We start from the raw sequence: 24,841 nt of genomic DNA, 5'->3' as shown, positions 1-24,841 counted from the left end.
TCTTTTTATCAGCCAATCCTTATTGCTTTCTCATAAACCTAATCCAGTGTCGATGTTTCTTAAGCTTCTAGGAAATAAATCCTTTTACATACTGTTTTGTGATTTCATTCTGCGGATTCAATAAAACCTGTTCCGTCGGTCCAAACTCAAGAATTTCTCCACCATAGACAAACAGAATATAGTCAGACACCCGTCTTGCCTGTCGTAAAATATGCGTTACCAATACGATGGTATAATCTTTCTTCAATTCAATTAGTAATTCCTCAATTTTAGCAGTTGAAAGCGGATCTAACGCTGATGTCGATTCATCTCCAAGTATAATCTCAGGTTCTACAGCCAAACCTCTTGCAAGACAAAGCCTTTGTTGCTGACCGATGGACAATCCGCTAGCCGAATGTCCGAGACGGTCCTTGACTTCGTCCCATAACGCCACATTTCGCAATTGCGTTTCCACAATTCTGTCCAACTCCTTTTTGCTTCGAGTACCATGTATGCGAGGACCGTAAGCCACATTATCATAGATCGACATTGGTAAAGGATAAGGTTTTTGGGATAAAAGTCCCATTTTCTTACGGATATGTGTTACTTCAGCATTTCTACCATAAATATCCTCACCATTAACAAGTACAGATCCCGTTATTTCAACCCCCTTGGTATCATCTACTAATCTATTGAGTGTCTTTAAAAGCGTCGTCTTTCCGCAACCTGAAGGACCAATAATCGAAGTTACACTATTGTTAGGAAGGGCGAGATTAATATTTTTAAGTATATGTCGGCCGTCAATATAGACATTAAGATCCTTGATTTCAATGTGGGGATTGCTCAAAGGACTTATTATCGACGATTTTTTTGTTTCGATTGAAGGATATGAGTGCATACTACAATAATTAAAATAATGATTGTTAAAACTAAAGCTGAAGCATAAGCGCGCCCCTGAACTTCAGGAATAGGACTACTTAGCTGAAAAAAAATGGACAATGGCAACGTTGCCGCTGGTTCATCAATATATTTTGGAAGATTGTCACTAAAACCTGTTGTCAATAAAACGCCCGCAACATCACCAATAGCACGCCCAAAAGCCAGCAAAATCGCGGTAAGAAGCCCTGATCGGATGCTTCTTAGCATGACCTTAGCCAATTCCCAGCGTGTGGTCCCAAGGGAAAGAGTGACATTCTTTAAATCGTCAGGAATTGTTTTTATCAATTCATCAACCGTGCGAACCACAATTGGAATGGTTAACAGTGTCACTGTAATAATTCCCCCCAATAACGATGCTCGAATACCTAAATAAACCATAATACCAAAACCAACCGCCCCATAAACAATAGAAGGAACACCATACAAGACATCAAACAACAATTTAGCAAGCTGTGTCACTTTTGATTTCGCCCCCAAATAAACGTTGAGGTACAACGAAATCGGAATACCTATAATTGCGGACAAGGCTGTCGCTACACCTGCTAGATAGAGGGAGCCCAAGATTGCGTTCAAAATCCCACCTTCTTTTCCAATATAAAATCCACCTTTTGGCAACTGGCTAACCATCTCCCAACTGAGATAAGGAAGCCCCTTATATAAGATAGTTCCTACGATAAAAAATAGGGAAGCAGTCACAGTTATCCCGGAGAGATGCATGAAACCTTTGGCTACCTTTTCACTCAATAGCCGTCTTTTCGTATTATCCATGCTGAGCTCCTTCCAGTCGTCTCAATATAAGACGAGATATTAAATTAAAAACAAATATGATCACAAACAGCAGCAACGCAGAGAACATTAACGCAGATTCATAAAGTGGAATTGACATCATTTCCCCGAAATTATTGGCTATTAATGCTGGAATTGGGTATCCGGCATCAAATACCGAAGTAGGGACTTTTGCAACATTGCCACAGACCATCAACACCGCTATTGTTTCACCAAATGCCCTCGATGTTGACAAAACAATTGCAGCAACAATGCCAGGTCTAGCCTTCTTCAGAATAACATGCTTAATGGTATCCCATTTTGTTGCACCTAAAGATAGCGAAGCCGCTTTTAGCTCATAAGGTATCGTTTGCAGCACCTCCACCATAATGGAAATCATAATGGGAAAGATCATCACTGCCAATACAATTCCACCGGCAAGCACTGAATAACCCGATGTAACAACCCCAAAGATGGGAGCGATATACAGCTGAATTAAAGGTACAATAAACAATACCCCCCAAACACCATACAGAACCGGCGGTATCGCTGCTAAAATATTGACCAACGGAAACATCATATTTTTTAAGGCATCCGAAGCATATTCAGTCAAATAAACCGCAGTCAGTATACAAAGCGGAATCGCAATAACAAGAGAAATCAAGGTAACAGCAAGCGTACCTGCAATAAAAGGCAAAAAGCCAAACGATCCTTTCATTGGTGACCAAACCTTGTCGGTCAACAGTTGAAAGATATTACTGTATTCAAATAACGGAATCGATTTTATAGTTAAACCAATCGCAATAATCACCACAACTGAAAGTGAAATCAGTAGCAGGAGCAAGGTGGATCGCTTGACCAGAGAATCTTTAACGAGACGAGTATTTAGCATGCTATAACTTATTAAGTTCTTCTTTTATCAATGTTTCATTTAGTGGGACATAACCATTCTCAAGGAGTTGCGATTGCGCCTGTTTTTGAAGCACAAAAGAAATAAATTCTTTCAAGAGAAGGGATTCGGTCTTATTGCGCGTTACAAAAGTTAGTTCTCTTGAGGGGGGAGCTGGGTATTTTCCTGTAGCGACGGCCTCTGTCAAATTAGATAGAGTGCCATAAAACTGCTCATCATCCTCAATGTGCCCATTTTTATTGAGATCCAAAGGAACAACCGCAATACGATCAAACACGTTATTGGTTTTCAGATTATAGACGTAGTTAATGTTATTGAATCCAATCCCGTGAGTATCATCTTTAATGGCCTGAGCAATCCCAGGGTCACCAAAAATGCCAATACCTTGCAGATCCTCCTGCTTATGACCAAAAAATTTAGCCCATGTTTCAGCTGCTCCGGCAGCATCCGAACGTACATAAACGTTGATAGGATCCGCCGTAAACTGAGGATCAATTTCTTTCCAGGTCTTAAACTTTCTATTTACAAAAATATTCAGCAATTCTTCGCGGCTCAGACCACGCTTCAAAATAGCGGAATAATTAGGGTTACCGGGATTAATCGTACAGATAACAGCGTCTTTAGCAACAATAACTGGAACAGCCCCTTTTTTTATTTCCTGCTCGTGTAGGTCTCTCGACACCATTCCAATATCAACCATACCTGTCAGAACATCGGCGATTCCTTTTCCAGCACCTCCCGCTGAAATATTGAAACGGACATTAGGGTGTATTTTTTTAAAATCTTCACTCCAAACTACAGCTAAAGGATAAAGGGCAAAGGCACCGGACAAAGAAATATTACCTTCAAAACCATGTTCCTTACTATAACCATTTTTGACTTTTGGCGCACAGGAAGTCATTTTAAATACGATTACATAGCTTAAAATCAAGATTATAAAAAACTTTCTCATCATTACACCTAAAAGTCTACAGGTTTTATATATTAAATTTTATAGGGCAAATATATATTAATTTGGTAGATATTATAGAATATTAAAAAAATATTTTTACATTTGACATCGAGAAAAGAATACTAAATCAATAGATTTTATTTGTTATATGCAAAGCTTCCGCACAGAATTAGAAAATCCTATCGTGGAGAAGGAAATTATCGAACTTGAAAAAAAGATTCGATTGTTCCACGAGGGCAAAATTGCCGACGAAAAATTTAGATCGTTGCGTTTGGCTAGGGGGGTATATGGACAAAGACAACCTGGAGTTCAAATGGTTCGTATAAAGCTTCCGTTTGGAAAGGTTACGTTTAAGCAATTGAACAAAATTGCAGCAATATCAGACGAATACGCAAGCCGTAATCTGCACCTGACCACACGTCAAGATATACAGATTCATTACGTTAGTCTTGACCGTACACCAGAACTTTGGTCCAAATTGGCTGAAGACGATATTACATTACGCGAAGCTTGTGGAAATACAGTCCGTAATGTCACCGCTTCTCCAAGTTCGGGAATCGATCCAAAGGAGCCATTTGATGTTTCGCCATATGCTCAGGCGACCTTTGAATATTTTTTGCGCAATCCAGTATGTGCGGAAATGGGACGAAAATTCAAAATGTCATTTTCTGCCAGTGATGAAGACACTGCGTTTTCCTATATTCATGACCTTGGTTTTATTCCAAAACTAAAAATTGTTGATGGTGTGGAAGTTCGTGGTTTTAAAGTGTTATTGGGTGGGGGATTGGGATCTCAGCCTTTCTTAGCATCAGTGACAAGCGAGTTTTTACCAGAAGATGAATTGATCCCTTATATCGAAGCGACACTTCGTGTCTTTGATCGTTATGGTGAAAGAAATAACCGAAATAAAGCTCGATTCAAATACCTTATTCAGAAACTAGGGTTAGAGGAAGTGCTAAGTTTAATTGAAGCCGAGAAAATCGCCACGAAGGTGAAAAGCTATCCGATCGACCGAACCAAAATCGAACAGCCAATACCACCGGACGACAATCAGCTATCAACGATTAACCTAGATAGTGATCTAAATTATCAAGTTTGGAAGGGCACCAATACATTCGAACAAAAACAAAAAGGATATTACGGTGTCTATGTGCGGGTATCCACCGGTGATATAGGTACAGATAAAGCACGCGCGTTGGTTGCAGGTCTGAAGGATTTGGTCGCGGACGATATCCGTATCACACAAAACCAAAGCCTACTGCTAAAATACGCAACAGAAAAGTCACTGCCACATATTTATCAACTACTTAAATCGTTGGATCTAGCGCAGGTAGGTTTTGATAGTACTGCTGATGTAACAACTTGCCCTGGTACGGATACCTGTAATCTAGGCATTTCAAACAGTACTGAAATGGCGCGGGTTATCGAATCTTATATCGCCGAATTTCATCAGGATTTTGTCTTTAATCGGGATTTAAAAATCAAAATTTCGGGTTGTATGAATTCTTGTGGCCAACATGGTCTGGCACATATCGGCTTTCATGGTAGCTCGGTTAAAGCGGAGGGCAAATTGGTCCCTGCAGCCCAAGTTATGCTTGGTGGCGGGACAATTGGTAATGGTGAAGGACGTGTTGCCGAGCGTATTATTAAAGTGCCGACAAAAAGAGTCTTGCATGTTGTAGAATGGGTGCTGAATGATTATAAAAAAAATGCGGAAACAAATGAAAACTTCCATGCTTACTACGACAGACAAAGTAAAAATTACTTTTATAATCTTTTAAAGCCTCTATCGGATTTGACCAATCTTGCTGCGGACGAATTTGTCGACTGGGGACATGAAGGAACTTTCCAAACGGCAATCGGAGTTGGCGAGTGTGCAGGCGTGGTGATTGACTTGGTTGCTACGTTGATCTATGAGGCGGAAGAGAAATTACAATGGGCAAATGAAACATTTCGGGAATCCAAATTCTCGGATGCGATTTATCATGCTTATAATGCCTTTGTACAAGCAGCAAAAGCCCTACTATTGGATAAAGGGATTAGCGCCAGCACGCAAAATATTGTAATCAACGAATTCCAAACACATTTCGTGGAAACAGGTGAATATAGTTTTGACCAAACGTTTCCAGAATTAGTTCTACAGATTAGTAAAAATGAACCAACAGAGCATTTTGCAATCAACTACCTTCAGGAAGCAACGAAGTTTATCAATGAAGTCTATCAACGGAAAAATTTAAAACCAGTATTGGTATAGGAGGGAATAGGTATGTCAATAAAAGCAAAAGTAACATTGGTAGGAGCAGGCCCTGGTGATCCGGATCTGATCAGCCTAAAAGGCATCAAAGCAATAGAAAAAGCAGATGTCATTTTATACGACGCCTTGGTGAATGATGAACTACTGGATTATGCACAGGCTGAATGCATCAAGATATATGTTGGAAAACGAGCCGAACAACTCTCTACTTCACAGGATGAAATCAATCGCCTTTTGGTGGATTATGCCTTAAACTATGGCCATGTTGTACGTCTAAAAGGTGGTGATCCATTTGTTTTTGGCCGTGGTGGCGAAGAAATTGACTACGTACAGCAATATGGTATTGAAACTACCGTTGTGCCAGGTATTTCCTCCGCAATTGGACTTACCGGACTACAGCAACTTCCATTAACTTACCGGGGAATCAGTGAGAGCTTTTGGGTCATCACAGGCTCCAAATCGGACGGTTCACTTTCAACAGATCTTTATCTGGCGGCAGAATCCAAGGCCACTGTCGTTGTCTTGATGGGATACAGAAAATTGGCAGAGATCGTGGAAATCTACCGCCAAAGAAATCTTCATAATTTACCAATAGCCTTGATTCAAAATGGTTCATTGCCTAATGAAAAAGTTGTACTAGGTACTATCGATAATATTCTTGATGAATCAACAGAGAAAAGGGTCGGTGTCCCAGCGATTATTGTAATCGGCGAGGTCGTTGCCAAGCATCGTTCATTCCAACACATTAAAGAAAAAGCTTTAGCTTTATAGATATGAACCAGCTATTTCCAATATTCGTCAAATTGAATCAAATTGACACCTTACTTGTTGGAGGCGGGAAAGTTGCATTGGAAAAATTTCAAGCTTTAATTTCCAATGATGAGGGATTAAAACTGACCATTGTGACTCGGGAAATCATCCCGGAATTTAAGGAGCTATTACAAAATTACACACAAATTCAGCTCCACATGCGTCCGTTTAGACCAGACGACCTTACGGACAAACAACTTGTTATTGCAGCAACCAATAACATGGAGCTCAACGAGCAGCTGCGTAATTTAACAGGGCAAAATAACATACTGTTTAATGCCGCGGACAAACCCGAATTATGCGACTTCTACCTGGGGTCCATCGTAAAGAAAGGCGACTTGAAAATAGCTATTTCCACCAATGGCAAATCACCGACGATTGCCAAAAGGGTGAAGGAACTATTAAATGACTTGTTACCGGAGGAAATTGACGAAACACTATCACTCATGAGTGCTTATCGAGAGCAGCTTCGAGGAGATTTTGAATACAAAGTAAAGCAGTTGAACGAGCATACCAAAAATATATTACGTTATGAACGTTAAGGAAATTAAAGAAATTATTGGCGAAAAAAAAGGAGTGGAGCTCTTACAAACAATAGCCTCACTATTTCCTAATGAGGTAGTTTTTTCAACCTCTTTCGGTATTGAGGATCAAGTAATCACGGAATGGATCGGTAAAAATAATATTAATATCGACATATTCACACTGGATACTGGAAGACTGTTCAAAGAAACCTATTCCCTGTGGAGCCGCACCTTGGAACGTTATCAGTTGCGTATTAAAACATATACTGCGGATACAACATTGTTGGAAGATTTTATCAGCAGAAAAGGTCCAAACTCCTTTTATGAGTCGGTTGAGAATCGGAAGGAATGTTGTAGGATAAGGAAAATTGAACCTTTACAACGCGCGATTAAAGGGAAAAAAATTTGGGTAACGGGCATCCGATCAGATCAATCCATCAATCGCCACGACATGGACTTTATCGAATACGATGAAACGAACCAAATCATCAAAATCCATCCTTTATTTGACTGGACTTTTGAGGAAGTTAAAAATTATTGTAAAGAGCAATATATCCCGTACAATGTGCTACACGACAAGGGTTTCCCAAGTATCGGTTGTCAACCTTGTACAAGAGCAATACAAGAAGGAGAGGACTTCCGCGCTGGTAGATGGTGGTGGGAAGATCAAAGTAAAAAAGAATGTGGTTTGCACGCCGTTAAATCATAAAATAGCGAAGTAGAAACCCAAATTCATTAAAATCAAATTTTATTATTTCAGAGAATGGACTATTTAGATCATTTAGAAGCGGAAGCAATATATATTTTAAGGGAGGTAGCCGGACAATTTGAAAAACCAGCGCTATTATTCTCTGGTGGTAAGGACTCCATTACACTTGTTCACCTAGCAAAAAAAGCATTTAGACCTGGTAAATTTCCTTTTCCACTAGTTCATATTGACACTGGTCACAATTTTCCCGAGACAATTACGTTCAGGGATTCATTGATTGAAGACATAGGAGAAAAACTTATCGTTGGTTATGTTCAAGACAGCATTGATCAAGGAAAAGTCGTTGAGCAAAAAGGAAAAAATGCAAGTCGGAACGCCTTGCAAACAGTTACCTTACTCGATACAATCGCAAAACATGGTTTTGATGCCTGTATCGGTGGCGCACGTCGGGACGAAGAAAAAGCGCGTGCTAAGGAAAGAATCTTCTCCGTGCGTGATGAATTTGGACAATGGGATCCGAAACGCCAAAGACCTGAGCTGTGGAGCATCTTTAATGGCAAAATAAACAAAGGCGAAAATGTACGGGTGTTTCCTATTTCAAACTGGACCGAGCTCGATGTTTGGAACTATATTAAACGTGAACAGATTGCATTGCCATCGATTTATTTCAGCCATGAACGGGATGTTATTACCCGCAATGGGCAACTGATGGCTGCTGCCTCATTCTTAAATATCGATGCAGATGATATCATAGAACGCAAATCTGTACGTTTCAGAACTGTAGGCGACATGACTTGTACAGCAGCTGTAGATTCAACAGCAACGGAGTTAGATGATATTATCGCCGAAATCAAGGCCTCAACGGTAAGTGAACGTGGCGCTAGAATGGACGATAAGGTATCGGAAGCAGCCATGGAAGAACGTAAAAAACAAGGATACTTTTAATTCAAATCAAATACCTGATATTGACAACAATGAATATATTGAAATTTATAACGGCCGGTTCTGTAGATGATGGTAAAAGTACCTTGATTGGCCGATTACTATATGATACAAACTCCATTTTGGACGACCAATTGGAAGCTATACAGCGTGCCAACCGGAAAAATGACGATGGGACGGTAGACTTGGCCATATTGACTGATGGACTTAAAGCTGAACGTGAACAAGGCATAACAATTGATGTAGCCTATAAATATTTCCAGACTGAACACCGAAAATATATTATAGCCGATGCTCCAGGACATATCCAATACACCAGAAACATGGTAACTGGAGCTTCCAATTCAGATCTCATAATCATTCTGGTTGATGCACGCAAAGGCGTAATAGAGCAAACAAAACGTCATTCTTTTATAGCCAAATTATTGGCCATGAAACAAGTCTTGGTCTGCATAAACAAGATGGATATGGTCGATTATAGCGCTTCTGTTTTCGAACAGATCAAGGCTGATTATTTAACTTTAGCTAACAATCTCGGACTTAAGGATATTGATTTCATACCTGTTTCAGCCTTAAAAGGAGACAATATTGTCCATAAGTCAGAAAGAATGAGCTGGTATGCAGGCGAATCTTTATTGGATTACCTGGAAAATGTAGAAATTCACGAACAGGAAGCAGCCAGTTGGAGGTTTCCCGTCCAATGGGTTGTAAGACCACAAACCGATGATTTACACGACTATAGAGGCTATGCAGGCCGAGTACTAGGAGAGGGGCTGACGGTTGGTGACCAGGTTATTGTTTATCCAGCAGAAACATATAGCACAATTCAAGCGATTGAATTAAACGGGCAACAACTTCAACGGGCTGAAAACGGACAATCTGTCATTGTACACCTCAGTGACGATGTCGACATTAGTCGCGGCGATACCATTGCAAGTGTAGAACAGCCGCCAAAGTTTGAGCGCAATATTCAAGCAAACTTATGTTGGTTCGACAATAAGCCTTTGGATACTGCGCAAATTTATCTTGTCCAAAGCCACAGTAAATTAACCAAGGTTAAGATTGTAGATGTGTTATACAAATTTGATATCAATACACAGGAAAAAATATATAATGATCCAATCAAACTAAATGATATTGGTCGAATAGCCATTAAGTCCGCTGAGAATCTAGTATTTGATCTACAGCAGGAAAATCCGGCAAATTCTCAAGCGATTGTTATTGATCCACGGACAAATCTAACCATTGGTGCTTTAATGATTCAGGCAATCGATTAATATTTTTTTAAACGTAAATATTCAACCTAAATATTATTCAAGGAACTCAGGCATTGTTTGGGTTCCTTTTTTTTATGAAGTTGAACTTATACACCACAGAATCTATTTTAAAGAACCAAGCTTAAAGATCAACTGTATAGAGAGGGCACACTCGGATATTTACTATTTAACATAATATAAATTATAAATACCAAATATATAAAGAAAATAGGGTTCATCTACATTTATCAAATAGTCAGAAAAAAAAGCTAAACATTAAATATTCATCAATTGTAATGAGTATTCATAGCTATTTTATCAAAAACGAAAATGATTCTATCTTTTAGATTTAATTTCGAATAAAATACTGTTAAATGGTCATTATGCCTTCATTTCGCTATTGATTAGTCTGTTTTAAATAATTTTAAAAAAATATGAAATTTCATTAAAAAAGACCAATAATTGTAAATAATTAACAAATATTGGTTTTTTATTAAAAATTATATAAATTAGTGCCAGCCAAAGGGAAATTTTACTAATTAAAACATGTCAAAAAACTTTAACGAGTTCATTTCAATCGTTGAGAAACGCAATCCAAATGAACCAGAATTCTTACAAGCTGTAAAAGAAGTTACTGAGGATTTATTTCCTTATATTACTGAAAATCATCCTGAATTTTTCGACCAAAAAATTCTTGAAAGACTTACTGAACCTGAACGTATTATATCTTTTCGCGTAACTTGGTTGGATGATAATCACCAAGTACAGGTAAATCGTGGTTATCGTGTTCAAATGAACAGTTCAATCGGTCCATATAAAGGTGGCCTTCGCTTCGCTCCTTCTGTCAACCAAAGTATTTTAAAATTCCTCGCTTTTGAACAAGTATTTAAAAATAGCTTAACAGGACTACCAATTGGTGGTGGTAAAGGAGGTTCTGATTTTGACCCTAAAGGTAAATCAGATAATGAAATTATGCGTTTTTGTCAAAGCTTTATGACAGAACTTTATCGTCATATTGGCGCAGATACAGATGTTCCTGCAGGAGATATCGGCGTTGGTGGACGCGAAATAGGCTTTTTATTCGGTCAATTTAAACGACTTCAAAACAATTTTACAGGCGTTCTAACGGGCAAAGGTGAATTATGGGGTGGATCATATATTCGTCCTGAAGCTACCGGCTATGGGCTCCTATATTTTGTTGACTGCATATTCAGATATCAAGGAAAATCTTTACAAGGTAAAGTAGCTACAGTATCTGGTGCTGGCAACGTAGCCTTTTACGCTGTTGAAAAGGCTGTTCAACTTGGCGCCAAAGTAATTACTGTATCAAATAGCTTGGGCACACTTTACGATCCTGATGGTTTTAATGCTGAAAAAATGGCATTTGGGGCTACTTTGGGAAGAAACCTCGATCAATATCCTGCTCGCTATCCAAACGCCAAATTCTTACCTGGTCAAAAGCCATGGCAATTTAAATGTGATATCGCTCTGCCATGTGCAACACAAAATGAATTAGAAGAATCGGATGCTAAAGCGCTTGTAGCAAATGGTTGTATCTGCGTAGCTGAGGGTGCAAATATGCCTTCTACTGCAGAAGCTATTAAAGTTTTTCTAGATGCAAAAATCAGTTTTGCACCTGGCAAAGCTGCGAATGCTGGTGGTGTTGCTGTCAGCGGCTTGGAAATGTCTCAAAACTCAATCCGTACACAATGGTGTACAGAAGAAGTTGACAATCGCTTAAAAACCATTATGGAAAGCATTCACGAAACTTGCTTGAAATATGGCCAAGACAGTGGATTCGTTAATTATCTGAAAGGTGCCAATATTGGTGGTTTTATAAAAGTCGCTAACGCGATGAAAGCACAAGGTATCGTATAACACGCCTTTTTCTAATCATATCATAATCCTGAGCGCTCAAATGCATTGCATTTGGGCGTTTTTTTATACTTTTATGCTAATTTTAAAAAACACAAAATTTAAATGAGATTAATAGCTGAACTCCCCCATCCCGATTGCAAGATTTCAATCTTTGGTATGAATCAAAAATTCATTATTAAATTTGAACAAGGAAACTTAGAACAATCTTATAAAATTGCAGAAATGGATATAATTGGCGGTGTAAATGGGGTCTTTGATTTACTTGACGAAGAATTTATGAAGAGTGTGATCGATCAATTCGCATTGATGCGCCAATCTTTTAATAGTGCTTATAGTAGATACGAATAAAAAATCCATGCTGAACTATATATATTTTGTGGCATTTTGGGCCTGTCAAATTATTTCATCTATCCTGTTTAAACTTGGCGGGATACATCCAAAGTATAAATGGACAACTTTAATTATAGGAAACATTATTCTTTTATCAGCAAGTTGGTTTCTTGTGCAGTTATTTAAGAACGTCTCTCAACCTATCGTAATAGCCTTATGTTCTGGTGGCACATTTCTGACTGTCCAATTGGCGATGGAGCTATATTTTAAAAGTTCATTGAGCTGGCAGCAGGTACTGGGTATGTTTGTCATCATTTCAGGTATGGTTTTGATTACTTTCGGAGGTAAAGAAACGACTTAAGCTACAATGAGGTTAGTTATAGATGTGTTTATTTGTTATAATAAAACTCATCTATAACTAATGAACCTGCCAATTGTTGGTTAAAACGATCTAAATCTGTCATTTTCCCAGAAATATCATACATTACTTCTAACTTACCACTAATCTTTTCAATAACACGCCTGGTAGCTTTAATCTTAAAATCCAATGCCAATTGTTCAAACTCATGTAAGTGATAAAACTCATTGGAACTAAACTTTACGTGTAGAGAACGGACTAGGTAGTAACGAGCCAAAAGAATTTCGATCCGCTGAAAAAGCGCGAGTATTACCACCATAAAAACAGCAAAGGAAATCGCATAAACCAGTTGCCCCAATCCGGCAAACATGCCAATACCAGCTGTCGTCCAAATAACGGCCGCTGTTGTGAGACCACTAACCGATAGTTTGCCTTTAAAGATCACACCAGCACCAATAAAGCCTATACCAGTCACAATATTTGCAGCAACGCGATCAGTACTATTGCCAATAAACAAACAGGAAACAATAGTAAACATCGCCGAACCGAAACAAATAAGCACTACCGTACGAAATCCAGCAGATTTATTCCTATACTCACGTTCAAAACCAATTAAACTCCCACACAGAATTGAAGTGAGAGCGTTTAACAAAGGCTCACTAGTCAAAAAGTTAATGATATTCTCCATACCGAACTTTACAGAAAGATGAAACACGGAGCTTCGAACATGCTCAGCTCCATGAAATTAAGACTATAGATAAGCGTAAGTTATACCATCGCCCCCACGATCTTGATGTTCGTCCTCAAAACGGCTTACATGACTATATTTACGAAGGTAATCGCGAATAAATTTGCGCAAAATACCATCACCTTTACCATGAATAATTTTTAAGGACGGATAACCTATCATGACGGCCCGATCCAAAACACGTTCTAATTCATGCAGTGCGTCTTCTGTGCGCATTCCTCTTAAATCAAGTTCTGGCTTGAAATCAGCTACACTGCCAGAAGATAATGATCTTGATAGACTTTTTGCAGACTTCTTCCCTTCCCGCCCTTCGAGTTTAATCACATTCTTTCGCTTTTGAACAGTGCGAAGTTCCCCCATGGCAAGAATAAGGTTGTTCTTTGCAATTTCGACAATCTGCGCTTCAGCACCATTATCTATAATCTGTACCCAATCCCCAATATTTAATATGGTAGATTCAGGCGTTTTTTCTTTGACGATTTGCTTCGCCGGTTTTTGCTCTTTGGGAAGAACAGCTTGAAGTGCCTGATCCAAATTGCTGCGCAACTCACGAGTTTTCTCTTTATCCGCTTTTGCAGATTTGATCTGCGCTACCGTATTTTCGATTAACTTATTCGAACTTTTAATAATCTGTTGCGCTTCCTCTTTCGCCTTTTTCAAAATTACGCGCTTATTTTCTTCCAAATAACTTTGTAATTCCAAATACTCCGATTTAATCGACTCCAGTTCCTTCTCGCGCTTATTAATAGCAACCTTTGTATCAAAAACCTCTTTCTTTTCTCGCTCAAGATTGATCAATAATGTATCTACCTTCTTTTGTTGAACACCAATTTTACTTTTAGCAGATTCCAAAATATCCTTACCTAATCCTATTTTCTGCGCGATTTCGAAAGCATAAGAGCTTCCTGGCTTACCAATTTGTAGGATATACATCGGTTTCATCTCGCGATTATCAAATAACATTGAAGCATTTTCCAGACCTGTCGTATTGCTGGCAAAAACTTTGAGATTTGAATAGTGGGTGGTCACAACTCCCCTGATTTGTTTTTTGTTAAGGGATTCCAATACAGCCTCAGCAATAGGTCCGCCAAACAAAGGGTCGGTACCGGTTCCAAACTCATCGATCAGTACCAAAGTACGTCCATTTGCAAATTCCGTAAAATATTTCATTTTGGACAGATGAGCACTGTATGTACTCAAATCACTTTCAATGGATTGATCATCGCCTATATCTGCAAATAGCTGCTTAAAAACACCGACTTTACTTGTCGGTTCCGCTGGTATTAATAAGCCCGATTGCACCATGATTTGCAAAAGACCAACCGTTTTCATACATACCGATTTTCCGCCGGCATTAGGACCCGATACAACAATAATACGTTGAATATGATCAATTTGAATGTTTAAAGGAACAACAGTATGATGCTGATTCAGCAATAGAAGCGGATGTCGACCATTGACCAAATTAATTTCAGCCTCCTTCGATAATTCAGGCATTTCTGCCTCAATATCCAAGGCAAAAAGTGCTTTCGCTCGCACAAAATCTACTTTGGTTAATAGGCTGTGATAGGAAAGCAAGAGCGGAATATGTGGCCGGACCTTGTCCGTTAGTTCGACTAAAATACGGATGACCTCACGCCTACGTTCAAACTCCAGGTCCCTAATTTTATTATTTAACTGAAATACTTCTTCAGGCTCTATATAAGCAGTTTGTCCCGTAGCGGACTCATCATGAATCAAACCTTTGAGCTTTCTTTTATTTTCCGCAAGAATAGGAATACAGAGCCTTCCATCCCGTATCGTCAGATTCCCATCCGCTGTCCATCCGCTGTCCTGTGCGCTCTTAAAGATACTATTGATACGTTTTAGGGCCTCCTGTTCTGCCCGTTGAATTTGTTGGGTTATTTCCAACAGTAATCGGGAAGCATTACTTTTAAGCTTTCCACGCTCGTCAATGACCATTTCGATATCGCGAATAATCCCCTTCTCGATCGGTAAATGCTCAAACAATACCTCTAAATTGGGATAGAGACCTTCCCGCTCATTAAAATAACGGATAATAGCGTAAACAGTCTTGAGGGATAGTAATACCCGAAAAAATTCATCCTCGAGTAAGAACGCGCCCTCGACTCGAGCTTTCTCGATAATGGATCTAAGCGGAAAGAAATTTTCAACAGGAAATGCGCCATCATTCATTAGAAGATCCTTAAACTCGCTGGTCTGTCTTAGAAATCGGTCGATTTGGTCAAACCGGGTTTGAGGTTGAATTTTTTCAACTAGCTCACGCCCAGACTCACTTAGGCATTTTTGTTTTATTTTATCTTTTATCTCGGAAAACCCGAGTTTATCAATTGCATTTATTGGATATACCATAGAAATTATATTCTTTGATGGTTAAAGTTCCGTCGGCGGCTTGATGTGACGCGGCGGCGTGAGAATTGGTCTTTTTTCCAATTCATTTGTTGGTAATTGTGGCTCCACATGGTTTTGTACCACAAGAGTATCCTTGACTGAAGTACCAGGTGTTTTCAGTTGGGAAACCGTATCTTTCTGTGGAGAAGGCGATTCAATTGGTAAATTTGAATTACCGACCGACAATTGGTTCATGAGATAGCCGTTCATGTTTATACCAGTCTTTGTTTGAAAGTTCGTATTAAACAAGGAAGAAGCTTCTCTAAAGTTGAATTTCGTCTTATTTGGCAAATAATGTATAAGTGCTGCAATTCGTTCCTGATAAGACTGTTGTGCACGCATAACGCGATTGGTGCTATCTTGAATACGCATATTCTGGATTGAATCGCGCGTTCGAATTGAATCTTGCTTTTTCCGTTCTATATCGGCGTAAACCTTATTTTCCTTCGTTAAATTATCCTCCACTTTTTTATAAATCGCAGACATCACTTCAGCATCCTTACCATAATAGTCTAAGTTCTTTCGAAAAGAAACCGAATCCAATCCATATTTATCAAAGGTCACTTGATACAAAGGCAACATTACTTTACGTGCGCTGTCAATGGGCAAAATATTAAGATAGGAGTCTGTCAGTTGAATTTCGGTCAATGCATCCACAAACTTACTTTGAGGGATAATATCTTTCCCCCCAGTTCCGATACAAGAACCAAATAAAAAAATCACTGCAAGTAGATTCAGTATTAATCGTAGCATTTCGTAGTTTTGTACAAATTTACAAAAAGCACCGACATTTGGCGCTTTTTACATCATCAAAACTATATCGGAAATGAGTATTGCTCGTAATTTAGAAGCGTTAAGATTGGAAACCGAGGCTGTTGGGGTACAACTTGTAGCAGTTTCAAAAACAAAATCCAATTCGGACATTATGGAAGCCTATGAGGCAGGACAGCGTATATTTGGTGAAAATCATGTTCAAGAATTAGTTGAAAAAGCAGCACTTTTACCTAAAGATATTCAGTGGCATATGATTGGTCACCTTCAAACTAATAAGGTTAAATATATTGCACCATTCATCAGCTTAATTGCGTCAGTTGATTCATTAAAATTATTAAAAGAGATTAACAAACATGCGCAGAAAGCGCAACGTACAATCGACTGTTTGTTACAAGTATATATTGCAGAAGAAGAAACAAAATTCGGTTTCGACCATGCTGAACTAATCGAACTTCTTCGCGACGACGAGTTTCTCGAATTAAAAAATATTCGGATCTGTGGCTTAATGGGCATCGCATCCAATACAGATAATGAAAAAGTCATTAAAGCCGAATTTTATGAGTTAAAAATGTTATTCGATGGAATTAAGGTAAGTTTCTACCGGAAGGAAGAGTATTTTAATATCCTATCCATGGGAATGTCTTCAGACTATAAGTTAGCGATTGAAGAAGGTTCGACAATGGTGCGGATTGGAAGCACAATATTTGGCAAAAGAGTAATCAAACACTTCAAAAACAATGATTAAAACAACGATACGAGAGGCAATTGAAAGTGATTGCACCCAAATGCTCGAGCTAATTAAAGAATTGGCTATTTTTGAAAAAGCACCGGACGAGGTCACCGTGTCGCTTGAAGAATTTAAAGATGCAGGATTTGGAAAGAATCCCGTTTGGGGTGCATTTGTTGCCGAAGTGGATGGCGAAATTGTCGGAATTTCATTATATTATGTCCGATATTCAACCTGGAAAGGTAGAAGACTCTATTTGGAAGATTTGATTGTTACCGAAAGAATGCGACGTTTAGGGATAGGCAAGCTGCTTTTTGATAAAACTTTAGCTTACGGCAAACAGTGTGGATTTCATGGCATGGTGTGGCAGGTCCTCGATTGGAATGAGCCAGCTATAAAGTTTTATGAAAAATATAAAGCAAACTTCGATGCCGAATGGATTAATGTGTCAATCACGTATTAAATAACGAGAATCATCAATTCAATGCGATTTTACTTTTTTTTAATAGTATTATTTATTAGCTGCGTTCTGTCCGCTTGCAGTGACCACAAAAAGGCCGCTATAGCGAAACAGCCCACAGACACACTTTCCTATAGTCAAAAAATCATCGATGAGCATAGCAATTATTTTCTAAAAGAAGATGATCGCTTGGACACAACTTATTTTCGCGCAAAATACCCGATTTTCCAAGAAAATAAAATCAATACCCTCATATCAAGTATTGTTCATCTTGAAGGCGACACAAGCATGGCAGATGCAGCACATCGCTTTATAAATTCATACAACGAATATGTGGAAGACAATAATGGCAAATCTACATCAACCTGGAGTCGGGATCTACAGATTGATGTGATCGTCAATACGCCTGTTTTCTTGGGTGTAAGAACCAAACAAGAGGAATATACTGGTGGAGCGCATGGGGACCATTTCACGCTGTACTCCAATTTTGATCGTCAATCTAACAGTGCAATTACAATCAATGATATCATTCAGGAAGAGAACAAAAATAAATTCGTTCAAATCGCCGAGCAATACTTCCGTAAGCAAGAAGGATTAAATGCTGATGATTCCCTAAATGGAAAGTACTTTTTTGAAGACGGTAAATTTTCTTTGGCCGATAACTTCACTTTTGAAAAAAACGACATCCTGTTTTACTACAACGTATACGAAATCAAATCTTATGCTGAAGGAAATACTGAATTACGTATTCCCTATACAACATTTAAACATCTGATTTCAGAAAAAGGATTACACTATATTAATAGTATCAACTAGCAATCAACTAAACTAATAAATAAATGCAGGTTTTTAAATTTGGGGGTGCATCAGTAAAAGATGCTGAAAGTGTCAGAAATTCGGCGCGGATTATTTCTAAATACAAAGGCGACGCCTTGTTAGTCGTCATATCCGCCATGGGAAAGACAACAAACCTTCTAGAGAAATTGACCAAAGAATATTTTAACAACACGGGGAACCAATTTCAGACACTTGAAGAGGCGAAAGCATTTCACTTTCAAATCCTTCAAGAATTATTCCCTGAAGCTGAACATCCTATATTTGATGAGATTTCCAACTGCTTTGTGGAGATCGAGTGGATTTTAGAGGAAGAACCTCAAGATTCATATGATTATCTTTTCGATCAAATTGTTTCGATGGGTGAACTTATCTCCACCAAGATTGTTGCAGCCTACGTTGCATTCATTGGTGAAAAGGTAAAATGGCTAGATGCACGAGATTATATATTTACGGACAACACCTATCGCGAAGCTGTCGTAGACTGGAACAAAACGGAAGAAAAAATCCGTGCCGAACTGCCAGCCATCCTAGACGAGTATATTGTAATTACGCAGGGATTTTTAGGTTCTACCTCTGAAAATTTCACAACCACTTTAGGCCGTGAAGGTTCCGATTACTCTGCGGCAATTTTTGCTTCTTGTCTAAATGCCGAAAATGTAACTATATGGAAAGACGTTCCAGGTGTACTTAATGCGGATCCGAAGTGGTTTGAGAAAACCGAGTTGATTCCTGAGCTATCTTATACCGATGCTATAGAGCTTACCTATTATGGGGCTACGGTTATTCACCCGAAAACAATCAAGCCGCTTCAGAATAAAAAGATCGCATTAAATGTGCGATCCTTTGTGGACCCTGACTCACCTGGAACAATGATAAAGAGTACAAACCAAACTTTACCTGTGCCCTCCTTCATCTTTAAGGTGAACCAGATTTTTATTTCCATCTCCCCGAGGGATTTCTCATTTATCGTTGAAGACAATCTGAGAGACATCTTCAACCTATTTCATGAACATCGTATTAAAATTAATATGATGCATAATACGGCGATCAACTTTACGGTTTCCGTCGATGATACTGGAAAAAATCTAGTCGACTTAATTAACGAACTGGAGCAAAAATTCAAAGTCAGGTATGAATCTGGGCTAGAACTCATTACAATCCGTTATTATAATCAAGAAACCATTGATCGCGTTTTGGTTGATAAAGAAGTTATTAGCGAACTAAAGGATACCTATACTTGCCAACTTCTCGTTAAGAAAATATAAATGAACACATTAATCCTTCAAGAGGAGGCTCAACAGTTTTTAGAACGAAACAAACTGGAGTCTCCGACTAAAATCGCTTTAAAAAAATCTCCTTTTGAAGGAATATCATCTTCCGAGCTCGCGGCACAACTCGATGGTAGACAACGGGCGAGCGGCAAAATTCCACTATGGGCCGAAACAGCAGGGATTTACTTCCCCACCAAACTCAATCTCGAACAATGTTCTTCCGAGAAAACCGGATTATTTAAAAGTTCACTCATCGAAAACAACAGCCATTTAATTGATGCTACCAGTGGCTTCGGTGTTGATAGCTTTTACTTCTCTAAACGGGCAAAGCAAGTAACATCCTGCGAACTCAATCCCGAACTCGCTGCAATCACCCAACATAATGCAAAGATATTGAAATCAGAAAATCTTCAGATCATTGCGGCAAATGGAGTTGAATATATACTAAACGATCCAAAGAGAAGATTTGATTATATCTATTTGGATCCTTCAAGAAGAGTTCAAAACAAAAAAGTGTTTCTACTTGATGAATGTGAACCTAATTTGGTTGCCTTGCAAGATGAATTTTTCAAACATGCCAACAAAATAATAAGTAAGCTAGCTCCACTATTGGATATTTCTGCAGCAATACACATGCTGCAACATGTTAAGGACGTTTATGTCGTCTCTTTGCAAAATGACTGCAAAGAACTTATCTTCGTGCAGGAGAAAGGATACGAAGCTGAACCTTGCATCCACGCGGTCAGGTTATATCAAGAACAACAGCAGATTATATCTTTCACTTACGAAAATGAACGTGCAATTTCAAATGACTACAGTAGGCCGCTATCCTATTTATACGAACCGGATGTAGCTCTCTCCAAAGCCGGAGCATTTAAGACTATTGCCGAAGTATTCAACGTAAAAAAACTCCATAAAAACACCCATCTCTACACCTCCGATCAAAAGATCGAAAATTTTCCCGGTAAAACATTCATCATCAAACAGGTGGAATCATTTACAGATTTTAAGAAAAATAAAAGAGCATTGAATTCCGATATCATCGCCAAAAATTTTCCCTTGAAGACCGAAGAGATCAAAAAGAAATTTAAAATCAAAGACGCTAGTGATTCGTTCACATTTTTCACGACAACCGTGAATGATCAATTTAGTGTCATACATACACAACGTATTTTAGAATAGACATTTTCATTACAATTGTCGAATAACTTCTCCGTAATTTTAATGCATGGATAAAATAGCGTTATCAGCATTGGACTTGGCTCCTATCAAAAAAGGAGAAAATACAGCAAGCGCGTTGGCTCGCACCGTAAAAATGGCCCAACATGTAGAAAAATTAGATTTTGAAAGGATATGGGTTGCCGAACATCATAATATGGAATATATTGCCAGTTCAGCAACCTCACTCCTCATACAACATATCGCATCAAACACCAGTTCTATACGCGTGGGTTCTGGTGGGATCATGTTACCAAATCACGCTCCTTTAGTCATTGCAGAGCAATTTGGAACATTAGAAACCTTGTTTCCCGGGCGTATTGACCTCGGTTTGGGACGTGCACCGGGCACTGATCAATTGACCGCAATGGCTTTGCGCAGAAACAACTTGAATACAGCCTTTCAGTTTCCACAAGAGGTAAAAGACTTACAGCGCTACTTCAGTGGAGACAACTACGACGCAAAAGTACGTGCGTTTCCAGGAGAAGGGTTGGACATCCCACTCTATATCCTCGGGTCAAGTACCGATAGTGCCTATTTAGCTGCTAGCTTAGGTCTTCCATATGCTTTTGCAACGCATTTTGCTCCGGCACAGTTTGCTTCAGCAAGCATGATCTATCATCAAAATTTTGTTCCTTCTAATACCTTAGAAAAACCATATTTCATCTCTTGTGTCAATGTTATCGCTGCCGATAGTACGGAAGAAGCCAATTTCTTAGCAACAAGCTTCTATAATCTATTCGCTGGTATTGTGACAAATACCAGAAGACCACTTTCAGAACCTACTCAAGAGGTAATCTACAAAGGCATTCCCGCGATAGAGCAAGCTGTGCAAAGTATGGCTTCCTGTGCATTTATTGGCGATGGCCCTAAAATCCTTCCGGAAATAGAAAAATTCGTAAACGATCACAAAGTGGACGAGATCATGGCGACTTCCTATATCTTTGATGATGAAAAGTGTCTCCATTCATTATCATTGTTGAAAGAAATTCTTACGTAAGAATCCAAACTACTTTATATACGGTGAATTTTATATATTTAAGCAAAATTCACCGCATATGAATGTTTTTTTTTCCTTCAGCCTGATATTGGGTTTGCTCTCCCTGCAGGCATGTTCAAACCAGACAACAAAACAACAGCAAGATCGACCTGATGCAAAAATAGTATCAGACAGTTTAGCGGTATCGACTGTGGATTATACAACATCTTCTATTTACCAAAAAGCAGACCCTGCTAAAGGTCAGATTTTCCTTGTTCGTAGTTACCGTATCTGGGAGAAGGAAGACCCAACGGCTGTCTTAAATAAAGAATGGTATGATCTTTACGAAGAAAGTGGACAATATTACTTGGCAAAGGCGGATTATGTGATTAAAGATGGTTTTGACGAGTGTGCTCAGGTACCGTCTAAGAGTGTCGAATCACGCAGAAATTCATTGTTATTCTTGAAGTTAAGCGGACTTAAGCCTGGTCTCATTGAACATGTCAAAATAAATCAAGCCGAAATCTGGCCAAAAGAATCTGTCCAGTATACTTTTAAAAACCAAAAAGTTACCCTCAAAGCAGTGGGTGATATTAGATCAACTGAAGTGCAAACCGACGAAAACGGTCACGAGAAAGTATTTCATGAGGTTGCCAATTATAAACTCAACTATAGCGCAACCAATGGAGGTAAAGAAAAGACACTTTTCCAGGTAGATCAATATGACCATGTATTTATGAGGACATTATTTGTTGGAGATATTGACCGGGATGGCGCGCTGGATTTTATTTTTTCCAATCCAAGGAATTATGAGGAAGAGGCACTATTACTGCTGCTTTCCAATCATGGCAATCCATTGATTTTTGATGCAGAAGAACAGTTTGATTGTTAATAGAACTGAAATGGAAAAAATAAACTATTACCTACATCGAATGCAGTCCATTCATAGGGCAATGATTTCGGTCTGTATTTTTTTATTGATCTACTTCATCTCTCCCATTAAAACCATCCCCTTGCTCAATTTAATGTTGTGCTGGTTTGGTTTTTGTCTTTCCTACGTTTCTATATCTTGGTATACATTCTACACCACACCTATTTCTACCATTGCGCGCAAAGCACAGCAAGAAGATGGTAGCCGTCTCTTTGTATCCCTTTTTATTATTTTAGTGACCATAGGCTGTTTTATTTCAGTATTAATGATTATCATATCAAGTAAGGATAAACAGCTGAATGATGCTTACATTATCATTATTTGTATGCTGGCTATGTTGGCTTCATGGATATTGGTTCACACCATATACACCTTTCATTATGCGCGATTATACTACGAACATCACGCAAATGGAGCTGGACTGGAGTTTCCAGGAGATGACCATCCAGATTATTTAGATTTTGCTTATTTTTCATTTGTGATGGGCTGTACCTTTCAAGTATCTGATGTGGAAATATCGTCAAAAAAAATAAGAAGAGTAGCATTATTTCATGGCCTCCTCTCCTTTGCTTTAAATACGTTTGTCGTTGCATTGACCATTAACATCATTTCTGGATTGATCAATTGAGATTTTGGCCAAAAAAGCTTATTTTAGCACAAAAATTACACACATGAAGTTGTTTAAGCCTTTAGTCTCGCCCCTTTTATTCGTTATCTTATTTATCTCGTGTAAAAAAAATGAAAATACAGGTGGTGCTGCGGACGCTTCCGGCAGCTTTATCGGTCGTGTTAAATACCAAGGCAATTCCATTGAAGTGGACCGGGATAATCGCCTGATACGGGTGCTTCGTGATGGTACCGATACTTATAAAATTGAGTTTTTCACAGGCATCCCAAATATTACAGGCGTTCGATTTGATAAAACCAATGATAGCACTTGGACTTCTACTGATACAACACTCTTAAAAGACGTGAAGATCGAAGGAAAGTTGCTGAAAATTAATTATCAATCCAATAGCCAATCTTGGGTTGTGGATAATGCAGTACGTAAATAATAATCAATCTAAATTGTCATATTAACTTCATTTTCTGTTTGAAAATTATCTCTTTCTCCCTATATTTAGGTAAGCATAAAGGAAAAGAGAAATGAAAAAAATAAATAAATTAGGTGCAATTGCATCTGTGTTTGCTATTGCCATTGCTTTGAGTGCATTTAGCTTCCAACAGGAAAAACCTAAAGAAGAACCAAAACCGACTAATCTCAAAGTTCTTCCCAAAAATATCTCCCACGATGAATTAATTTCCACTATGAAGGAATTTAATGTCGCATTGGGTGTAAAATGTGGTTTCTGTCATGCACCGTCGAAGGAAGATCCCAAAAAAATGGATTTTGCGAGTGATGATAACCACAAAAAAGAGATTGGACGAGCGATGATTAAGATGACCCAAAAGATAAACAAAAAGTATTTTAATCGAAGCTGGGATAGCTCGCCTGCCAAAGCTATTTCCTGTAAAACCTGTCATGGCGGAAAAGAAGAACCAGAAATGGTCTTAGCAAAAAACTAATCAAACCACATATTCATGTAACACCATAATACGCTGTATTGTGGTGTTTTTTATTTCTATTACATTTTAATGGAAAAAAGTTTTAGAACCAGAAGAATAAGACCATTCATTTTGGAAATGAATAAGGAACCGCGCGAAACTACGCTGAGCTAAGTATAAAAAATAGTCAGTAAATAAAAAAAGCTTCTCGATTGAGAAGCTTTAGTACCCGGAGCCGGAGTCGAACCGGCACGGTTTCCCACTGGTGTTTGAGACCAGCGCGTCTACCAATTCCGCCATCCGGGCATATCCGTTTGGGATGATGCAAAAGTA

Annotated in this window: 26 protein-coding genes and 1 tRNA gene; 19 read left to right on the top strand and 8 right to left on the bottom strand. The window is 38.6% G+C overall.

All coding sequences use genetic code 11. From position 1 onward, the window contains the following. Positions 1-67: 67 nt before the first annotated feature. From B3297_RS08325 to B3297_RS08310, 4 genes are read right to left on the bottom strand one after another with little or no spacing between them, the layout of a single operon-like run. Positions 68-877 (bottom strand): phosphate ABC transporter ATP-binding protein, encoded by an 810-nt coding sequence (locus B3297_RS08325; RefSeq protein ID WP_046673379.1) that lies wholly within the window; start codon positions 875-877, stop codon positions 68-70. Then, positions 835-1,686, bottom strand: coding sequence for a PstA family ABC transporter permease (locus B3297_RS08320; protein ID WP_046673380.1), 852 nt, complete (start codon positions 1,684-1,686; stop codon positions 835-837). Before B3297_RS08320 ends, B3297_RS08325 begins: the two co-directional genes overlap by 43 nt. Next, positions 1,679-2,575, bottom strand: a complete 897-nt coding sequence (pstC, locus tag B3297_RS08315) for a phosphate ABC transporter permease subunit PstC (protein ID WP_070564149.1) — start codon at positions 2,573-2,575, stop codon at positions 1,679-1,681. The genes B3297_RS08320 and pstC overlap by 8 nt, the downstream gene beginning before the upstream one ends. 1 nt (position 2,576) lies before the next feature. After that, complete coding sequence (locus tag B3297_RS08310; protein WP_236560197.1) at positions 2,577-3,494, bottom strand: PstS family phosphate ABC transporter substrate-binding protein; 918 nt, start codon at positions 3,492-3,494, stop codon at positions 2,577-2,579. 199 nt (positions 3,495-3,693) lie between these two features. On the opposite strand from B3297_RS08310, the gene B3297_RS08305 reads away from it, so the two are divergent. The 9 genes from B3297_RS08305 (at position 3,694) to B3297_RS08265 (ending at position 12,609) form a co-directional block, all read left to right on the top strand. Next, positions 3,694-5,799, top strand: coding sequence for a HEPN domain-containing protein (locus B3297_RS08305; protein WP_070564155.1), 2,106 nt, complete (start codon positions 3,694-3,696; stop codon positions 5,797-5,799). Between the two features lie 12 nt (positions 5,800-5,811). Then, entirely contained in the window at positions 5,812-6,570 is a 759-nt protein-coding gene (gene cobA / locus B3297_RS08300; protein ID WP_070564158.1) for a uroporphyrinogen-III C-methyltransferase, read from the top strand. A gap of 2 nt (positions 6,571-6,572) precedes the next feature. Then, a complete protein-coding gene (locus tag B3297_RS08295; RefSeq protein ID WP_070564161.1) occupies positions 6,573-7,151 on the top strand; it encodes a precorrin-2 dehydrogenase/sirohydrochlorin ferrochelatase family protein in 579 nt (192 codons plus the stop codon). Beyond that, positions 7,141-7,842 carry a phosphoadenylyl-sulfate reductase gene (locus B3297_RS08290; protein WP_070564164.1) on the top strand — a complete coding sequence of 234 codons (702 nt, stop codon included), beginning with the start codon at positions 7,141-7,143 and terminating at the stop codon, positions 7,840-7,842. The genes B3297_RS08295 and B3297_RS08290 overlap by 11 nt, the downstream gene beginning before the upstream one ends. Before the next feature lie 54 nt (positions 7,843-7,896). Beyond that, positions 7,897-8,787, top strand: a complete 891-nt coding sequence (gene cysD / locus B3297_RS08285) for a sulfate adenylyltransferase subunit CysD (protein WP_070564167.1) — start codon at positions 7,897-7,899, stop codon at positions 8,785-8,787. Between the two features lie 29 nt (positions 8,788-8,816). Beyond that, positions 8,817-10,061: a sulfate adenylyltransferase subunit 1 gene (locus B3297_RS08280; RefSeq protein ID WP_286778772.1), complete on the top strand. Its 1,245-nt coding sequence runs from the start codon at positions 8,817-8,819 to the stop codon at positions 10,059-10,061. 525 nt (positions 10,062-10,586) lie between these two features. Next, complete coding sequence (gene gdhA, locus B3297_RS08275; protein ID WP_070564173.1) at positions 10,587-11,918, top strand: NADP-specific glutamate dehydrogenase; 1,332 nt, start codon at positions 10,587-10,589, stop codon at positions 11,916-11,918. A gap of 102 nt (positions 11,919-12,020) precedes the next feature. Next, entirely contained in the window at positions 12,021-12,266 is a 246-nt protein-coding gene (locus tag B3297_RS08270) for a hypothetical protein (RefSeq protein WP_070564176.1), read from the top strand. 7 nt (positions 12,267-12,273) lie between these two features. Continuing rightward, positions 12,274-12,609, top strand: coding sequence for a hypothetical protein (locus B3297_RS08265; protein ID WP_254667680.1), 336 nt, complete (start codon positions 12,274-12,276; stop codon positions 12,607-12,609). Between the two features lie 28 nt (positions 12,610-12,637). Here B3297_RS08265 and B3297_RS08260 read toward each other — a convergent pair whose 3' ends face one another. The 3 genes from B3297_RS08260 to B3297_RS08250 all read right to left on the bottom strand — a co-directional run bounded on the left by B3297_RS08260 (position 12,638) and on the right by B3297_RS08250 (position 16,519). Further along, positions 12,638-13,294, bottom strand: a complete 657-nt coding sequence (locus B3297_RS08260) for an MgtC/SapB family protein (protein WP_070564179.1) — start codon at positions 13,292-13,294, stop codon at positions 12,638-12,640. A gap of 63 nt (positions 13,295-13,357) precedes the next feature. Beyond that, positions 13,358-15,727 carry an endonuclease MutS2 gene (locus B3297_RS08255; RefSeq protein ID WP_070564182.1) on the bottom strand — a complete coding sequence of 790 codons (2,370 nt, stop codon included), beginning with the start codon at positions 15,725-15,727 and terminating at the stop codon, positions 13,358-13,360. A 21-nt stretch (positions 15,728-15,748) separates the two neighbouring features. Continuing rightward, positions 15,749-16,519, bottom strand: coding sequence for a DUF4296 domain-containing protein (locus tag B3297_RS08250; RefSeq protein WP_070564184.1), 771 nt, complete (start codon positions 16,517-16,519; stop codon positions 15,749-15,751). A 73-nt stretch (positions 16,520-16,592) separates the two neighbouring features. Between B3297_RS08250 and B3297_RS08245 the strand changes: the two genes are divergently transcribed. The 10 genes from B3297_RS08245 to B3297_RS08200 all read left to right on the top strand — a co-directional run bounded on the left by B3297_RS08245 (position 16,593) and on the right by B3297_RS08200 (position 24,529). Next, complete coding sequence (locus B3297_RS08245) at positions 16,593-17,285, top strand: YggS family pyridoxal phosphate-dependent enzyme (protein ID WP_070564188.1); 693 nt, start codon at positions 16,593-16,595, stop codon at positions 17,283-17,285. Then, positions 17,278-17,730 carry a GNAT family N-acetyltransferase gene (locus B3297_RS08240; RefSeq protein ID WP_070564191.1) on the top strand — a complete coding sequence of 151 codons (453 nt, stop codon included), beginning with the start codon at positions 17,278-17,280 and terminating at the stop codon, positions 17,728-17,730. Before B3297_RS08245 ends, B3297_RS08240 begins: the two co-directional genes overlap by 8 nt. Positions 17,731-17,751: 21 nt before the next feature. Next, entirely contained in the window at positions 17,752-18,543 is a 792-nt protein-coding gene (locus tag B3297_RS08235; RefSeq protein ID WP_070564193.1) for a DUF3298 and DUF4163 domain-containing protein, read from the top strand. A 23-nt stretch (positions 18,544-18,566) separates the two neighbouring features. Then, a complete protein-coding gene (locus tag B3297_RS08230) occupies positions 18,567-19,829 on the top strand; it encodes an aspartate kinase (protein WP_070564195.1) in 1,263 nt (420 codons plus the stop codon). Further along, the gene (locus tag B3297_RS08225) at positions 19,830-21,017 is read left to right on the top strand and encodes a THUMP-like domain-containing protein (protein ID WP_070564197.1); all 1,188 of its coding nucleotides are present in this window, start codon (positions 19,830-19,832) and stop codon (positions 21,015-21,017) included. A gap of 46 nt (positions 21,018-21,063) precedes the next feature. Next, positions 21,064-22,053 carry an LLM class flavin-dependent oxidoreductase gene (locus B3297_RS08220; RefSeq protein ID WP_286710288.1) on the top strand — a complete coding sequence of 330 codons (990 nt, stop codon included), beginning with the start codon at positions 21,064-21,066 and terminating at the stop codon, positions 22,051-22,053. A 58-nt stretch (positions 22,054-22,111) separates the two neighbouring features. Continuing rightward, positions 22,112-22,924, top strand: a complete 813-nt coding sequence (locus tag B3297_RS08215; RefSeq protein ID WP_286778771.1) for a hypothetical protein — start codon at positions 22,112-22,114, stop codon at positions 22,922-22,924. A gap of 10 nt (positions 22,925-22,934) precedes the next feature. Next, positions 22,935-23,591 (top strand): DUF1345 domain-containing protein, encoded by a 657-nt coding sequence (locus B3297_RS08210; RefSeq protein WP_070564549.1) that lies wholly within the window; start codon positions 22,935-22,937, stop codon positions 23,589-23,591. A 43-nt stretch (positions 23,592-23,634) separates the two neighbouring features. Continuing rightward, positions 23,635-24,018 (top strand): hypothetical protein, encoded by a 384-nt coding sequence (locus B3297_RS08205; protein WP_070564207.1) that lies wholly within the window; start codon positions 23,635-23,637, stop codon positions 24,016-24,018. A gap of 91 nt (positions 24,019-24,109) precedes the next feature. Continuing rightward, entirely contained in the window at positions 24,110-24,529 is a 420-nt protein-coding gene (locus B3297_RS08200; protein WP_070564210.1) for a c-type cytochrome, read from the top strand. 205 nt (positions 24,530-24,734) lie between these two features. On the opposite strand, the gene B3297_RS08195 is transcribed toward B3297_RS08200, so the two are convergent. After that, positions 24,735-24,814, bottom strand: a tRNA-Leu gene (locus B3297_RS08195). Positions 24,815-24,841 lie beyond the last annotated feature (27 nt).

It is taken from the genome of Sphingobacterium sp. UBA3519 (assembly GCF_002377215.1).
Classification (GTDB): domain Bacteria; phylum Bacteroidota; class Bacteroidia; order Sphingobacteriales; family Sphingobacteriaceae; genus Sphingobacterium; species Sphingobacterium multivorum.
This window is presented reverse-complemented; position numbering and strand designations above follow the sequence as displayed.

Bases quoted from the DNA above. Each gene is read 5' to 3' on its own strand.
- B3297_RS08325 (WP_046673379.1), bottom strand. From the start codon at position 877: ATGCACTCATATCCTTCAATCGAAACAAAAAAATCGTCGATAATAAGT.
- B3297_RS08320 (WP_046673380.1), bottom strand. From the start codon at position 1,686: ATGGATAATACGAAAAGACGGCTATTGAGTGAAAAGGTAGCCAAAGGT.
- pstC (WP_070564149.1), bottom strand. From the start codon at position 2,575: ATGCTAAATACTCGTCTCGTTAAAGATTCTCTGGTCAAGCGATCCACC.
- B3297_RS08310 (WP_236560197.1), bottom strand. From the start codon at position 3,494: ATGACTTCCTGTGCGCCAAAAGTCAAAAATGGTTATAGTAAGGAACAT.
- B3297_RS08305 (WP_070564155.1), top strand. From the start codon at position 3,694: ATGCAAAGCTTCCGCACAGAATTAGAAAATCCTATCGTGGAGAAGGAA.
- cobA (WP_070564158.1), top strand. From the start codon at position 5,812: ATGTCAATAAAAGCAAAAGTAACATTGGTAGGAGCAGGCCCTGGTGAT.
- B3297_RS08295 (WP_070564161.1), top strand. From the start codon at position 6,573: ATGAACCAGCTATTTCCAATATTCGTCAAATTGAATCAAATTGACACC.
- B3297_RS08290 (WP_070564164.1), top strand. From the start codon at position 7,141: ATGAACGTTAAGGAAATTAAAGAAATTATTGGCGAAAAAAAAGGAGTG.
- cysD (WP_070564167.1), top strand. From the start codon at position 7,897: ATGGACTATTTAGATCATTTAGAAGCGGAAGCAATATATATTTTAAGG.
- B3297_RS08280 (WP_286778772.1), top strand. From the start codon at position 8,817: ATGAATATATTGAAATTTATAACGGCCGGTTCTGTAGATGATGGTAAA.
- gdhA (WP_070564173.1), top strand. From the start codon at position 10,587: ATGTCAAAAAACTTTAACGAGTTCATTTCAATCGTTGAGAAACGCAAT.
- B3297_RS08270 (WP_070564176.1), top strand. From the start codon at position 12,021: ATGAGATTAATAGCTGAACTCCCCCATCCCGATTGCAAGATTTCAATC.
- B3297_RS08265 (WP_254667680.1), top strand. From the start codon at position 12,274: ATGCTGAACTATATATATTTTGTGGCATTTTGGGCCTGTCAAATTATT.
- B3297_RS08260 (WP_070564179.1), bottom strand. From the start codon at position 13,294: ATGGAGAATATCATTAACTTTTTGACTAGTGAGCCTTTGTTAAACGCT.
- B3297_RS08255 (WP_070564182.1), bottom strand. From the start codon at position 15,727: ATGGTATATCCAATAAATGCAATTGATAAACTCGGGTTTTCCGAGATA.
- B3297_RS08250 (WP_070564184.1), bottom strand. From the start codon at position 16,519: ATGCTACGATTAATACTGAATCTACTTGCAGTGATTTTTTTATTTGGT.
- B3297_RS08245 (WP_070564188.1), top strand. From the start codon at position 16,593: ATGAGTATTGCTCGTAATTTAGAAGCGTTAAGATTGGAAACCGAGGCT.
- B3297_RS08240 (WP_070564191.1), top strand. From the start codon at position 17,278: ATGATTAAAACAACGATACGAGAGGCAATTGAAAGTGATTGCACCCAA.
- B3297_RS08235 (WP_070564193.1), top strand. From the start codon at position 17,752: ATGCGATTTTACTTTTTTTTAATAGTATTATTTATTAGCTGCGTTCTG.
- B3297_RS08230 (WP_070564195.1), top strand. From the start codon at position 18,567: ATGCAGGTTTTTAAATTTGGGGGTGCATCAGTAAAAGATGCTGAAAGT.
- B3297_RS08225 (WP_070564197.1), top strand. From the start codon at position 19,830: ATGAACACATTAATCCTTCAAGAGGAGGCTCAACAGTTTTTAGAACGA.
- B3297_RS08220 (WP_286710288.1), top strand. From the start codon at position 21,064: ATGGATAAAATAGCGTTATCAGCATTGGACTTGGCTCCTATCAAAAAA.
- B3297_RS08215 (WP_286778771.1), top strand. From the start codon at position 22,112: ATGAATGTTTTTTTTTCCTTCAGCCTGATATTGGGTTTGCTCTCCCTG.
- B3297_RS08210 (WP_070564549.1), top strand. From the start codon at position 22,935: ATGGAAAAAATAAACTATTACCTACATCGAATGCAGTCCATTCATAGG.
- B3297_RS08205 (WP_070564207.1), top strand. From the start codon at position 23,635: ATGAAGTTGTTTAAGCCTTTAGTCTCGCCCCTTTTATTCGTTATCTTA.
- B3297_RS08200 (WP_070564210.1), top strand. From the start codon at position 24,110: ATGAAAAAAATAAATAAATTAGGTGCAATTGCATCTGTGTTTGCTATT.